The following is a 13,370-nucleotide window of genomic DNA, read 5'->3' on the forward strand; positions in this document are numbered from 1 at the left end:
GTTCCTATGAGAATAATGCAGGAGTAATTACGTAAAAATAAAAGTTACACTCTATTTAACATAACTCTACTTTTTGTGAGTAACTTTCGACTAAAGTAACTAATTCGGTAAATTCACGTAAAACGTAATCAGCTTGGTCGGCATAAATAGGCACCGCGTTTGGCGCGTACAAACAAGCGCGCATATTTGCATTATGTGCTGCTTGAATGTCGTATAAAAAATCCCCTACGTATAACAAGTTGCTGGCGTTTATATTCCAAAGCGTGGCAATTGCATTTAAGGCACTGGGATCGGGTTTGGCTGGGGCATCGCTACGGGTTAATACCGTTTCGATAGGTAGCGGATTATTTTGTAGCTTTATTGCTGCCGCTTTATCAAAATTGCGGGTAACAATAGCCATAGGAATATTTTTAACTTTTAGGGCGTTAACGGCTTCGGTTACGCCTGGCAATATAGTAGCAAACTGAGCGTCTTGCAGCTCGTGCTGATGCACTATATTCATCGCTTCTTCACGCATGTAGGGCGATGGAAGCTGGGCAATATAATCAAGTAGGTCTTGCTCGCATGGGCAACCTATTTGTGCTTTTATAAGAGAGAAATCTAACTCAGACGATACTAACGTGCCATCTAAATCAAATATAACTCCTTGAATAGCCTCTACTTGAGCTTTCATATCATTCCTTGAATGGGGTAAAAATCAATACAACATGTGTACACATAATGACTCTACTTCATGAGAATAATTTAGCAAATGTTTATCAAACAAATTATTAGAAAAGTATTCACTTATCTATTACTTAGCCTTATAAACACCAATTAATTACTAAAATTCTACGAACAGTTAGTAATAACAGATCAAAAATGAACACAGCATAAACAACAGGAGAATACGCGCACATAAACTGCAGTGCGCGTAGGTTGGGGAAGTACTTATTGCTCGAACTTAGCCTCGAGCCAAGTATCGTTTTGGGTAAAGTGAAGGGTTTTAATCTTGCCTTTACCTTCTACGTTTACCATATTTACTTGAGAAGGCCATAAGTCACGCAGTGCGCCGTTACTCATTTTTATGCCTTCAATCCCTTTTGGGATAGGAGCTTCTTGATACACCCAAAAAAACTTTCCATCAATTTGCGCACCTACTTGGCTAAGCGTTAATGGCTTACCCTTTAAGGTTTGCAGCGCAACATGCGACTCAACATACTCTACAAAACGTTGTTGGTCGGCCTTGTTGCTAATGATATCGGCTTTTCCATTAAATAAATGCGCTACAGCATGCTCAGTATCATGTAAATAAAAGCGATGCATAAGCTCAATATTGTTAGTACGTTTATTAAAAAGCACCGTAGTAACCGATGACTTTAGTTGATGCGCCATACTTGGCGCAGCAACTAAAAGGCAAACAATAATAAGCAAAAAGCGCATTATTGTTGCTCCTCACCATCTTTTTTCTCGTCTTTTTTAAGCTCAGTTTTAATGTCTTGCATAATATCTCGACTTACTTTCGCTTTACTCTTTTTCTTTTTATACACTTCAATACGTGAAGGAATAATACGACGAGGGTAGTTGTTGTTCTCAACATCTACATCAGCTGTTTCCCAGCGAGGGTCAACGCTTACCGATACCAATGGCTTATTTTTATCTGTAACAATAAGCTTTTGTACATTTTTGTGATTACGGCGCCAAATTTCAGCCGGAATGTAACGCTCTTCGGTTGTGCCATCTTCATAGGTTAGCTCTAATAAAATAGGCATTACCAAGCCACCTAGGTTTGAAAACTCCATAACATAGTAGTTTTTATCTTCTTCAAGCGCGCGATCTAGCGTTTTACGCTCCCACAGCTCTAAGCCTTTTAAAAACTTGTTGTACGCGTTACGTTCTTTATTAGTAACAGTAAAGCGGTCGTTTTCGTCGTAAAAGTCGGTAATATCTGGATTTTTTTCAACCCAAGTTTGTTTACCTTCTTCACGGTTGCGCTTAACAAATAGTGATGTTGGTTTGTCTGCTTCTATATCGCGTAAGCGTTTAAAGTCAATATCAGGGTTTTTAGTATCTAAACGTAATTGATACACTTTATCTAACGAGATATCTACATGGTCGGTGCTGTAAAACCAACCGCGCCAAAACCAATCTAAATCAACACCCGAGGCTTCTTCCATCGTACGGAAAAAATCTGCTGGAGTAGGGCGCTTGTATTTCCAGCGCTGTGCGTACTCTTTAAAAGCAAAGTCGAATAAGTCACGGCCTAAAATAACTTCACGTAAAATATTCAGTGCCGCAGCTGGTTTAGTATAAGCATTAGGGCCTAAACGTAGTACGCTGTCTGACTGCGTCATAATAGGTACTTGGTTTTGCGATTTCATGTAGCTTACAATATCGCGCGGCTCAACACCCCACGGTATAGTTGGGTCCCATTCACGCCCTGCAACGCCATCTAAAAAGCTATTTAAACCTTCATCCATCCAGGTCCATTGGCGCTCATCAGAGTTTACAATCATAGGGAAGTAAATATGGCCAACCTCATGAATAACCACACCAATTAAAAAGCGTTTTTCAGCTTGAGAATAAGTGCGCGAACCATCATCTTGCAGCTCTGTACGTGGGCCATTAAAAGTGATCATTGGGTATTCCATACCACCTACTGGGCCATTTACCGATTGCGCTACAGGGTATGGGTAGTCAAATGAATAGCGAGAGTACACTTCCATCGTATGTACTACAGATTCAGTTGAATACTTTTTCCATAAATCGCCACCCTCTTTAGGGTAAAACGACATAGCCATCACTAAAGGTTGTTCATCGCCACCTTGCTGATAGCCCTTTGCATCCCACATAAATTTACGCGACGACGCCCACGCAAAGTCACGCACATTTTCTGCTTTAAAGTGCCATGTTTTTGTTTTATCGGTACCTTGTTTTTCGTTTTCTAACGCTTCTTCTTCAGTAACAATAAATACAGGGCGTTTTGCTGTTTCAGCTTTTTCTAAGCGGTTACGCTGCGTGCGAGTAAGCACTTTGCTTGCGTTATCTAACTTACCTGTTGCCGATACAATATGATCAGCAGGTACAGTAATTTCTACATCATAATCACCAAACTCAAGCGTAAACTCACCACGGCCTAAAAACGGCTTGTTTGTCCATGCTTCGTAATCGGTGTAAGCAGCTAAACGCGGAAACCACTGCGCAAGTAAAAATATATCGTTGCCATCTTCTTCAAAGTGCTCGTAACCAGAACGCGCACCTACGGCATCTTCTTCAACAATGTTAAAAGCAAAGTTCATACTAAACTCAACTTCTTTGCCTGGTTTTAACGGCTCGTTTAAATCTATACGCATTAGCGTATCAACAACAGTAACCCGCAGTTCATCACCATTGTCATCTTTTACATTGCTAATTGTATAGCCTAACTCGTTGTCGCTCATAAATTGCTGACGACGTAGCTCACCTAAACTTAATTTAGCCGGCTTTTGTGCAGGTAAACTATTTAGCGTGCTTTTAAACGTTTTTGTGGTTTCGGCAATTGAGTCGCTTTTAAAAATATTTTGATCTAACTGTAACCACAAATATTTAAGTGTATGCGGCGAGTTATTTTTATACTCAATGCTTTGGCTTGCTGTTAAGCGGCGCTTTTTTTCATCAAGCTTTACATCTATGTCGTAATTAACACGTTGCTGCCAGTATTTTTCGCCAGGCTCACCGGCGGCACTACGATAAACATTTGGGGTAGGAAGCGCTTCGTCTAACTGGCGAAACTTATCAACGAATGAGCCTTTAGTTTGCTCAACGGATGACGCTAACACAGCGCTCGACATTGCCAAAGGCAACACAAACGCGCTTAGCGTAAGAACTGTTTTTTTCATTATGAGTCCTAGTGGAATTTTGTGAGCGTACTTTGACAAAGTTACTATTTTTGTTCAATTAATTAGCGACCAACCGCCCATTAAACACGGTAATATTCACGTTGTTTTAACATGGTTTTTGAATCAGTAAATTAAGCCGCTTTTAAAACTGTAAAGGGGGTTTACACTTTACAGCTAGTTGATGTGTATTAATTAAGGTACAAACACAGTATTTATAAGGGTTCAGGCCTAATTCATGCCATTAGCTTAGGATTAAATTAAGGTGCAAAAATATGTTGTTTTAATTGAGCTTAAATTTATAGCGTTAGCAGTGTTTACACGGTTTAAATGCGCTCAGGTTCAATACAAATTAAGCTGCATATTTAAACTAAAGGAGCCCGATATGAAATTTTACATTGTAAAAAAAGATCATCAGCTCGAAGCTATCCCTGCTGATAAAGACTTACTAGAGCGCTACGAATCAAACCAGTATTCGTATGTTAATGTGGTGTCGGCATGCAATAAGCAAGATGCACTAAAACGCCTATCTACTGAACAAAAACACAGTAAAAAGTGGTTAATAATTGGCGCAAATATTGCCGTGATCTCACTAATATTAACTATTTATACGATAAATTAAAAATAGTGAAATTTTAGGTTGATATTTAGTGCATTTTATATTTAAAATCGCCCACTTTTTTTTATTTGAGCATAATAAAATCGTTACAATTATTCTCAAATATGTACTTATTACCAGTAAGCAATGTGGTGGGTGTATGGATTTTTATATCCTAAAAAAACAACAAGAGCTAATAGCCATTCCAGCAAATCAGCAAAGTTGTAAGCAGTATCTAGACTCAGGTTATTTTTATATTGATAAAGTAGCCGCCTGTAACGAAACGAATGCCATAAAAGCATTGCAAGCAAAGCAAACTAAAAGTTTAAAAATGCCGCTAGGTATGGCTTTGTTAGCGCTTCCTGTCATTATTATTGCTATATATAGTTTTACCTAAACTAAAGCCCTCCCGAGGCTTGCATCTTTACTTGCCTTGGGTATATTGGCGCTCTTATGGTTTTTTAAGAGCGCGATATGAAAGTTCTCCACACCTCAGATTGGCACCTAGGCCAACAATTTTATGAACATGACCGGCGTGATGAGCACGCTGCATTTTTTACTTGGCTACTTAGCACCCTAGTAGAGCAACACATAGATATACTTTTAGTTGCAGGCGACATTTATCATACAGCCACACCCAGTGCCAGCGCCGAAAACCAACTTTACCAATTTATAAAAGATGCTAAAAAGCGTTGCCCGCAATTGCATGTTGTTATTATTGCCGGCAACCACGACTCAGCAAATCGTATATTAGCGGCGCAGCCCTTACTTGCTCAGTTTGACACCCATGTAGTGGGGCGCTTTGAAGTAACCGACCCAGGCAATACCGTGATTGAAATAAATACGCAAAATAAACGCGCTGTAATCGTCGCTATGCCTTTTTTACGTACCAGCGATATAAGTTCACTTAGTCATACTAAAAACGGCCCTAGTTACGCACAAGGCGTTGAAAAAGCCTATAAGCTTGCACTTGATCACGCCTATAGCATTAACGCGCAAAATTCGCCGTTAATTGTAATGGGGCATTTACATGCCAAAGGCGGTGATATTTCAAGTGACTCAGAACGTAATTTAGTGATTGGTGGGGAGGAGTCTATTTCGGCCAGTGTATTTGGTAACAAGGCAGACTACGTAGCACTGGGGCATTTACACAAAGCGCAGCAAGTCGCTAAAAAAGACGTTATTCGTTACAGCGGTACGCCTATTCCTATGTCGTTTTCAGAGCGTAACTACACGCACCAAGTTAATGTAATAGAATTTAAAAGTGATGAAAAACAAACTATTAGCACATCTGTAAACCCCCTTTACATTCCACGCTCTGCTGAAGTAATTATTTTACCAAAAGGGGAGTGCGTGCCATTAAGCGACTTATGCGAGCAAATTAAAGCGCTCGATACATCACAACATACTATTGCCCCTTATTTACGCGTAAAACTTAAATCAAGTGATACCGACACCACCTTTCGAGAACAAATAGAGCAAGCACTTGAGGGTAAACACGTAAAATTTTGCGGCATTGAGCGGGTACGAGAACAAACCATAACAAGCGATAACAGCGCCGTATTTGAAGATTTAAGCGAAATTGAAATGCTCAACCCATTAAACTTATTAGAACAAGCCTTTGCAAACGACAAAGATATGGCCGGCCAAGCTGTACCTGATGAGCTAAAAACACTGTTAAACGATGTAATAAGTGAGCTGACGGAGCAAGAGCAACTATGAAAATAACCGCAGTTCGTATTCATAACTTAGCCTCAATAGTCGATGCCGAAATCGACTTTACTCAAGCTCCACTAAAAGACGCGGGGTTATTTGCAATAACCGGCGACACAGGCGCAGGTAAAAGCACCTTTTTAGATGCTATTTGTTTAGCGCTTTATACTAAAACAGCACGCTTAAAAGGCGATAAAGGCAACTTAATTGATTTTAACGGCGACAGTATAAAGCTAAACGATTCGCGTAACTTACTGCGCAGAGGCAAATGGGAAGGCTTTGCTGAGGTTGATTTTGTTGGCCAAGACAAACAATTATACCGCGCACGCTACGTTATTACCCGTACCCACAAAAAGGCAACAGGCAAGTTAAAAGTGGCTGAGCATACGTTACTAACCTTGCCCGATGAAACCCTAATAGCCGATAAAAGCCAAACCATAAAAGAAGTAGAAAACAAAATAGGGCTAAGCTTTGATCAGTTTTCGCGTGCGGTATTATTAGCACAGCACGAGTTTGCAGCCTTTTTAAAAGCCACAGGCGATGAACGCGCACAACTTTTAGAGTGTTTAACCGGCACCGATAAATTTAGCTTAATAGGTAAACGTATTTTTGAGCGTAATAAAGCGCTAAAAGATCAATATGAATTACTTAATGCAAGCCTTGCAAGCTACACCTTGTTAAGCGATGACGAATTAAGTGCTAAACAAACCCTGCGCGATGAGTTACTTAAAAAAATTGAGCAAACTAAAAAAACGCATGCAGCAACAGAGCAAAACTTAAATTGGTATAAACAAGCAGCTAGCTTATCGCAGGCACTAGAACACGCAGTAGAGCAGCAACAACACGCGCAACAACAGCTTGATGCAATAGCAAAGCAAAGTGAGCAAGCTAAACAAGCACAAAGCGCCCTTGAAATAAAAGACAACCGCAAACGTCATGAGTACTTAACGGCGCAAAACAAAGCACTTAGTACGCAAATAAGCGATTTAAAAGCGATTGACCATGCTGCGCTTATAAAAGAGCAGGCCGCAACACTTACAACAAAGCAAAGCGAGTTAAAAACAGCGCAAGAGCAAAAGCAAACGGCAGAGCCAATTATTGCAAAAGCCCGCGAGCTCGACAGCCAACTTGCTATACACGCACAAACCATTACAAGCCTGACTCAGCAAAGCGAAAAAGAGCAGCAGCAACTTAGCGAATTACAAACGCAGTACACGCAAAGCCAACATGCACTCGATGAGGCAACAAAACTCAGCACTGGGCATCAAACGTGGCTAAACGAGTACACGCAGCTTAAACCATTGGCTAATGATTGGAATTATTACCAACATAGCTTTAATACGTATTTAAGTGCCAATGAGCAAATAAAGGCAACCGCTTCGCAAAACCAACAGCTGTTAGAAGAGCAAACTAAACAAGCGGCGCTGTTAGCAGAGCAAACTAAAAAAGTAGAGTTGCAAGAGCAACAACTTGCGCATCAACAAAAAGATCTTAACCAGCTAAGTGAGCAACAACGCCAATTTAATATTGAACAATGCGATAGCAAACTTAAAAATATTGAATATTTAAAAGATCAGCGTTTGCGCTACCAGCAGTTTAATCAAGAAATAAAACACAGCACACAACAACAAGCTGCGGTTGCGGCCAAGCTTGTACACAGTGAGCAAACGCAAACAACATTGCAACAAAGCTTAGCCTCTTGCGAGCAAGCACTTAAACACAGTGAATACGCATTAAACCAAGCTCGCCTGCGTGCCAGCGAAAACGTAGAGCATTTACGCACGCAGCTTACCCCTAACGAGCCATGTGTAGTGTGTGGGGCAAAAGAGCACCCGTATGCAAGCAGCCAAAACCCGCAATTAAATAACCTAATAGCCGATTTTGAAACAAGTTATAACCTAGCTAAGCAGCAACACGATAGCGCCCAAGCTAAGCTGCATCAGCACCAAACTCAACATGCTGTACTTGTCACTGAGCACGCTCAATACAGCCAAGCTATACAGAGCGCACAGGCAAAGCAGCTAGAAATTAAAACAACAATGCAAGGGGCACGTACAGAGCTTAACGACTTAACAGCACAGCAGCTTGATGAAACATACGCCCAGCTCAGCAGTCAAAAGTCGCACTATTTTGAATCGCAAAAACAGCAAACAGCTCTGCAAGAAAAAGTAAATCAGCTAATAAGTAACTTAAAAACCGAGCAACATACACAGCAGCAATTGCATAATCAGCATGTTGAATTAACCAATAAGCTTGGCCAAATAAACACTAAACATGCAGAGCTAAATACGCAAGTTAACGAGCTTACCAGCACCCTTAACGCACAGTTTGAGCACAGTGACTTCTGGCAGCAATTGCAAAACAACACGCTTAATATGAGTGATTTAAGCCAGCAGGTTGAGCAGTACCAGCAAACACAGGTTCAGCTTGAACAAAGTCAAAAACAAATAGACAGCGCTAATCAGCAATTACAGCAACTCACACCGTTAATTGCTAAAAGTGAGCAAGCGCTTAAAGTTTTAAAAGACGATTTAGCCAAAGCGCAACAACTGCAAAACACCACACGCACAGAGCGCCTTGCTTTATTTAAAAACGAGCCAATAAATGCCGATGATTACCAAGCAAAACTTAATGCGCAGCTTGAGCAATGCCAAAAGGCGTTACATACAAGCCAACAAGCCCACGACAGCGCAATTAAAAAACGCGATGAGCACGCTATAACACTCAAAAACATTGAGCAGCGCTTGGCAGAGCAAATTCAAGAGCAAAGTACACTTGAAGAGCGCTACAATGCCTGGTTTAGCGACTTTAAAGCGCAATATAGCAAGGTAAATCACGAACAGATCGCTATTTTACTAACTCTGACTAGTGAGCAAATAAAAGAGCAATTAATGCAGTTTGAGCAGCGTTTAGCAGCACTTACAGACGCAAATGCAGCGCTTAAGCAACAGCAAAAGGCGCAAACAGATCACCAAAATACTAACAAGCCCGAAAAAAGCGAAAGCCAATTAGCAGAGCAAGAAACGACCTTAGCCAATGAGCAAACTGAGCTACAAAATAGTTTGCTTGGCACTAATACCGCGCTTGAGCAACACAATCAAAACGCCAAAGCACTTAAAGGCAAACACGCTGAACTTGCTACCCTTAAAAAGCAGGTAGAGCAGTGGCACGTGCTTAATAAAGTATTAGGGGATGCAACCGGTAAAACCATGCGTAATTTAGCGCAAACACAAACCCTTAAAATATTGCTGCATTATGCTAACAGCCATTTAAAAACCCTCAATAAACGCTACGAGCTCACTGCCATTGCACAATCGCTCGATATAGCCATTATTGACCGCGATATGGCCGACGAACAACGCTCTGTTAATACGCTCTCTGGTGGTGAATCTTTTTTAGTATCACTAGCACTGGCATTAGGGCTTGCATCGCTTTCTTCAAACAAAGTGCAAATCAACTCTTTGTTTATTGACGAAGGGTTTGGTACGTTAGATAGCGAAACACTCAGCGTTGCTATGGACGCACTCGACTCATTACAAGCACAAGGCCGTAAAGTAGGGGTTATATCGCATGTGAGTGAAATGAGTGAACGCGTGGCCACGCAAGTACATGTAAGTAAAAAAAGTGGTGGATACTCCACTGTTGAAGTCTTATAAAGGAGTTAAAAAATGCCAACATTCACAGGCGAGCAAGCAACGCATTACAACGACCGCATTACCCGTTTAGTCCCTGGTTATGAGCTATTGCACCAACTTACTAATGCTCAACTTAAAGCAACCCTTAAAGATAACGCACATATTTTAGTCGTGGGCGCAGGCACAGGCAAAGAAATACTCGCCCTTGCCGCGCTTAACCCTACTTGGCAATTTACCGCACAAGATACCTCTAGTGATATGCTCGCAATTGCTAAACAAGCGTTTGAAGAGCACGGCATAGCAAAGCGCGTTAATGTTATTGAAGGTGAGCTCGATAAGCTATCTACTAAGGCCGATGCGGCGTTATGCCTACTCGTAATGCACTTTTTAAAAGACGACGGCAGCAAAAAGCAGCTACTAAAAAACATTAAAGCTAATTTAAATAAAGGCGCAAACTTATTTATTAGCGATTTAATGAAACCCGAAACCGACTTTGAGCGCGAAGCACAAATTACTGTGTGTGCCGATTTAGGCTTAAGTGATGCAGGGCAAGCCTACACAGCTCAAAACTTAGACAGTGAATTTTACCCACTTGATAGAATGCGCTTTAGCGAGTTACTTAACGAGTGCAAATACGGTATTCCTAAGCTTTATTTTAAAGCGCTTGGTTTTAGCGGATACGTTGTTTAATAGTATAAAATTTAAGTAACATAACCCCAAAACACCGAGTATGCATACTCGGTGTTTTATTTTATACACATCCTTACATTTCCTGACAGCAACAAACAAACTTCTCACATCTTTTATATGCGTTGCTACTTATTATTTCCCTATTAAATATTAACAGGGACTCAACATGAAAAAGTATCTTATCGCGGTATTACTACTCTCAGGCTGCGCATCGCAAGGGGTAGATCGAAACAATCAAAGCCAAATAATTAAGCGTTACTACGCATCAGTAGAATCAATGCAACCTGTAACGCTTTCATCTGAAGTAGGCACAGGCATAGCAGCTGGCGCCGGGTTCGGCTTTGTCGATAACTTAGATGGCAACAGCGAAGAAATGCTCGGCGGAGCAATAATTGGTGGGTTAGTGGGAGGGTTATTTACCGCGTTATTTGAAGGCGGTAACGATGCCTATCAATACAATTTATACGCAGCTAACGAAGGCGAATTTACTATTATTCAAAAGCAAAAACTCGATAAAAACACGCAATGCGTGGTAGTAAATGCAGGCGATACAGTAAAAATTGAGCCAGTAGCGCACCACTTTTGCAATCAAAACTAATTAATACCAAAAGCCGATACTGCGATATCGGCTTTGTGTTTTACATAAGCATAGGGCGCATCCCACTAAATACGCGTTACTCAGATCAGGTTTATATCAACTACCTTTAACCAATCTCACCAAGTGCTTTCATCGCAGCCTGCGCTTTATCGGTTTGTATAAAAATATGGTCGTGATAAAACGCAGCTACTACGTTAGCGCTAATATTATGCTCGGTTAATTTGGCCGATACCGCAGCGGTTAACCCAACAGCCTCAAGGCTTGAATGCACATTAAGGGTAATTAAATTATATTTAGCTTCATAAGTAATACCGGCTTTATCTGCGGTATCTGCATTTAAAATAAGGGTTAGGCCTTCTTCTTCAACGTAACTGGCAAGCGGGTTTAAATGAACGTAGTCAGCAAGGTTGCCTGCTAAACAACAAAATATGTATTCACCTTGTTTAAGCTCGGGGTTCATTGATTTTAATAACGTATTTAGCTCTAAAATTCCCGCCATGTTGAGTCCTTACATTTTTAATTAGATGTTTTAAGCTTGGCAACTAGCTCGCTTAATCGGGCTATTTTAATATTACTTAACTGCCGGTAATCAAAGTACGGGCACACGATAATGTTATTCGTTGTATCAATTGCAAACTCATCGTCTAACCAATTAAATTGCGCATTAAGCTTACCTTGCTGTAATAAGTTTTTAGCATGGGTCCGCCCAGCAATAATATGCAGTTGATTTTTATTTGTGGCGTTAATAATGGGGGCACTAAATAACAGCGCTGTTTTACTGTTTTTTTGCAGTAAAAATGTATCGCGATATGCTTGCCAGCTAGCGGCTTGTTTAGCAAAGCTGTAATGCTCACTCGGTAGCGCAAACAACACTTTAGCGTATACGTTAAACACTTTACGCCAGCCATTCCCGCAGTGCTGGTTTATGGTATTTATTTGCTCGTTTATTACAGGCTCAACACTGTGTAGGGTTGCAAAGTAAGGCATAGGCGGCGCTTTTGCCACATAAACGCCTACGCTAAAGGCTTGCTCACCTAAGCCAATTAGTTGCTCACTCACACTAGCTCGCCTTTTTTTGCGCTAAAATACGGTCGAGGTTATTGGCAAAATTTTGGCGGTCGGTTTGGCTAAGCGGTGGTGGCCCGCCACTCATTTCTACGCCGCTTGAGCGCATGGTATCCATAAAGTCGCGCACGTTTAATAACGAGCGAATATTCTCTGGCGTGTAAAGCTCACCACGCGGGTTAAGTGCTTGGCCGCCGTTATCTATAACTTCACTGGCTAGCGGTATGTCGCCAGTAATAACTAAATCGCCTTTTTCTACGCGTTTTACTATTTCGTTATCGGCCACATCAAACCCGCTCGAAACCTGTACGCGGCTTATAAATTTTGAAGGCGGAATACGCATTGCATGGTTAGCTACTAAAATGGTTGGTGTTTGCGTGCGCTCAGCGGCTCTAAAAAGTATTTCTTTTATTACCACAGGGCATGCGTCGGCATCTACCCATATTTTCATGCTTAAATCTTTTAATTGCTCTAGTATTTAGCTGATCCTATAGCAATTTATTTTAATCGGCTAGCAAACTTTATTGGCTTAGAGCCGTATAAACAACATCACTTTTAAAAAGGAGCTTTCATGAAGGCCATTACGACTATTTTACTCATTACAGGGTTATTTTTACTCACCGCCTGCACAAGCGCACCAGAGGGCATTACTCCGGTTAAAAACTTTGACTTAGATCAGTACAAAGGTAAGTGGTACGAAATTGCCCGCCTTGATCACTCATTCGAAGAGGGTATGGAGCAAGTAACCGCGACTTACACCGTAAATGACGATGGCACTGTAAAAGTGCTCAACAAAGGTTTCATAACTAAAGAGCAAAAGTGGGATGAAGCACAGGGCTTAGCTAAATTTGTAGAAGGGACTGACACAGGCCATTTTAAAGTCTCGTTTTTTGGCCCATTTTATGGTGCTTACGTTATTTTTGAATTAGACCAAGACGACTACCAATATGCGTTTATTACAAGTTATAACCGCGACTTTTTATGGTTTTTATCGCGTACACCTACCGTTAGTGACAAACTTAAACAACATTTTATAGCTAAAGCAAACAAACTAGGCTTTGCTACAGAGCAAATTATTTGGGTTAAACAGTAGGTTATTTAGCTATGTAAAGGGGCTTTACAGTTGTTGAGCAAATGATTGTTACAGCTGTAATAAAACGATCACTTCACTGTAAGGTAAGTTAAATATGTTCGGGCTATATTAGCCGCACTTGCAA

The 13,370-nt window shown here is 40.9% G+C and carries 13 protein-coding genes; 7 read left to right on the forward strand and 6 right to left on the reverse strand.

All coding sequences use genetic code 11. From position 1 onward, the window contains the following. Positions 1-55: 55 nt before the first annotated feature. From EJ103_RS19755 to EJ103_RS19765, 3 genes are all read right to left on the reverse strand, one after another. On the reverse strand, positions 56-673 hold the full coding sequence (locus tag EJ103_RS19755) for an HAD-IA family hydrolase (protein ID WP_004588262.1): 618 nt from the start codon (positions 671-673) through the stop codon (positions 56-58). A 257-nt stretch (positions 674-930) separates the two neighbouring features. Further along, positions 931-1,422 carry a DUF6702 family protein gene (locus EJ103_RS19760; RefSeq protein WP_004588263.1) on the reverse strand — a complete coding sequence of 164 codons (492 nt, stop codon included), beginning with the start codon at positions 1,420-1,422 and terminating at the stop codon, positions 931-933. Then, positions 1,422-3,857, reverse strand: a complete 2,436-nt coding sequence (locus EJ103_RS19765) for a M1 family metallopeptidase (protein ID WP_126009596.1) — start codon at positions 3,855-3,857, stop codon at positions 1,422-1,424. The genes EJ103_RS19760 and EJ103_RS19765 overlap by 1 nt, the downstream gene beginning before the upstream one ends. A gap of 382 nt (positions 3,858-4,239) precedes the next feature. Here EJ103_RS19765 and EJ103_RS19770 point away from each other — a divergent pair, with 382 nt between their 5' ends. The 6 genes from EJ103_RS19770 to EJ103_RS19795 all read left to right on the forward strand — a co-directional run bounded on the left by EJ103_RS19770 (position 4,240) and on the right by EJ103_RS19795 (position 11,088). Then, on the forward strand, positions 4,240-4,476 hold the full coding sequence (locus EJ103_RS19770) for a hypothetical protein (RefSeq protein WP_004588265.1): 237 nt from the start codon (positions 4,240-4,242) through the stop codon (positions 4,474-4,476). 136 nt (positions 4,477-4,612) lie between these two features. Continuing rightward, entirely contained in the window at positions 4,613-4,849 is a 237-nt protein-coding gene (locus tag EJ103_RS19775) for a hypothetical protein (protein ID WP_004588266.1), read from the forward strand. Between the two features lie 77 nt (positions 4,850-4,926). Next, on the forward strand, positions 4,927-6,174 hold the full coding sequence (locus EJ103_RS19780; RefSeq protein WP_126009598.1) for an exonuclease SbcCD subunit D C-terminal domain-containing protein: 1,248 nt from the start codon (positions 4,927-4,929) through the stop codon (positions 6,172-6,174). Next, on the forward strand, positions 6,171-9,821 hold the full coding sequence (locus EJ103_RS19785) for an SbcC/MukB-like Walker B domain-containing protein (protein WP_126009600.1): 3,651 nt from the start codon (positions 6,171-6,173) through the stop codon (positions 9,819-9,821). The genes EJ103_RS19780 and EJ103_RS19785 overlap by 4 nt, the downstream gene beginning before the upstream one ends. Before the next feature lie 12 nt (positions 9,822-9,833). Further along, the gene (locus EJ103_RS19790; protein WP_024033000.1) at positions 9,834-10,490 is read left to right on the forward strand and encodes a class I SAM-dependent methyltransferase; all 657 of its coding nucleotides are present in this window, start codon (positions 9,834-9,836) and stop codon (positions 10,488-10,490) included. Positions 10,491-10,656: 166 nt separating this feature from the next. Beyond that, positions 10,657-11,088, forward strand: coding sequence for a hypothetical protein (locus EJ103_RS19795; RefSeq protein WP_126009602.1), 432 nt, complete (start codon positions 10,657-10,659; stop codon positions 11,086-11,088). Positions 11,089-11,194: 106 nt separating this feature from the next. On the opposite strand, the gene EJ103_RS19800 is transcribed toward EJ103_RS19795, so the two are convergent. The 3 genes from EJ103_RS19800 to EJ103_RS19810 are packed head-to-tail and all read right to left on the reverse strand — an operon-like array spanning position 11,195 to position 12,604. Further along, positions 11,195-11,587, reverse strand: coding sequence for an ACT domain-containing protein (locus EJ103_RS19800; protein ID WP_126009604.1), 393 nt, complete (start codon positions 11,585-11,587; stop codon positions 11,195-11,197). A gap of 17 nt (positions 11,588-11,604) precedes the next feature. Next, entirely contained in the window at positions 11,605-12,147 is a 543-nt protein-coding gene (locus tag EJ103_RS19805) for a hypothetical protein (protein WP_126009606.1), read from the reverse strand. Between the two features lies 1 nt (position 12,148). Further along, the gene (locus EJ103_RS19810) at positions 12,149-12,604 is read right to left on the reverse strand and encodes a YaiI/YqxD family protein (protein WP_126009608.1); all 456 of its coding nucleotides are present in this window, start codon (positions 12,602-12,604) and stop codon (positions 12,149-12,151) included. A 120-nt stretch (positions 12,605-12,724) separates the two neighbouring features. Here EJ103_RS19810 and EJ103_RS19815 point away from each other — a divergent pair, with 120 nt between their 5' ends. Beyond that, the gene (locus EJ103_RS19815) at positions 12,725-13,246 is read left to right on the forward strand and encodes a lipocalin family protein (protein WP_126009610.1); all 522 of its coding nucleotides are present in this window, start codon (positions 12,725-12,727) and stop codon (positions 13,244-13,246) included. Positions 13,247-13,370 lie beyond the last annotated feature (124 nt).

This window comes from Pseudoalteromonas sp. Xi13, from assembly GCF_003952205.1.
In the GTDB taxonomy this organism is placed as follows: Bacteria; Pseudomonadota; Gammaproteobacteria; order Enterobacterales; family Alteromonadaceae; genus Pseudoalteromonas; species Pseudoalteromonas atlantica.

Bases quoted from the DNA above. Each gene is read 5' to 3' on its own strand.
- EJ103_RS19770 (WP_004588265.1), top strand. From the start codon at position 4,240: ATGAAATTTTACATTGTAAAAAAAGATCATCAGCTCGAAGCTATCCCT.
- EJ103_RS19800 (WP_126009604.1), bottom strand. From the start codon at position 11,587: ATGGCGGGAATTTTAGAGCTAAATACGTTATTAAAATCAATGAACCCC.
- EJ103_RS19815 (WP_126009610.1), top strand. From the start codon at position 12,725: ATGAAGGCCATTACGACTATTTTACTCATTACAGGGTTATTTTTACTC.
- EJ103_RS19790 (WP_024033000.1), top strand. From the start codon at position 9,834: ATGCCAACATTCACAGGCGAGCAAGCAACGCATTACAACGACCGCATT.
- EJ103_RS19760 (WP_004588263.1), bottom strand. From the start codon at position 1,422: ATGCGCTTTTTGCTTATTATTGTTTGCCTTTTAGTTGCTGCGCCAAGT.
- EJ103_RS19785 (WP_126009600.1), top strand. From the start codon at position 6,171: ATGAAAATAACCGCAGTTCGTATTCATAACTTAGCCTCAATAGTCGAT.
- EJ103_RS19780 (WP_126009598.1), top strand. From the start codon at position 4,927: ATGAAAGTTCTCCACACCTCAGATTGGCACCTAGGCCAACAATTTTAT.
- EJ103_RS19795 (WP_126009602.1), top strand. From the start codon at position 10,657: ATGAAAAAGTATCTTATCGCGGTATTACTACTCTCAGGCTGCGCATCG.
- EJ103_RS19755 (WP_004588262.1), bottom strand. From the start codon at position 673: ATGAAAGCTCAAGTAGAGGCTATTCAAGGAGTTATATTTGATTTAGAT.
- EJ103_RS19775 (WP_004588266.1), top strand. From the start codon at position 4,613: ATGGATTTTTATATCCTAAAAAAACAACAAGAGCTAATAGCCATTCCA.
- EJ103_RS19765 (WP_126009596.1), bottom strand. From the start codon at position 3,857: ATGAAAAAAACAGTTCTTACGCTAAGCGCGTTTGTGTTGCCTTTGGCA.
- EJ103_RS19810 (WP_126009608.1), bottom strand. From the start codon at position 12,604: ATGAAAATATGGGTAGATGCCGACGCATGCCCTGTGGTAATAAAAGAA.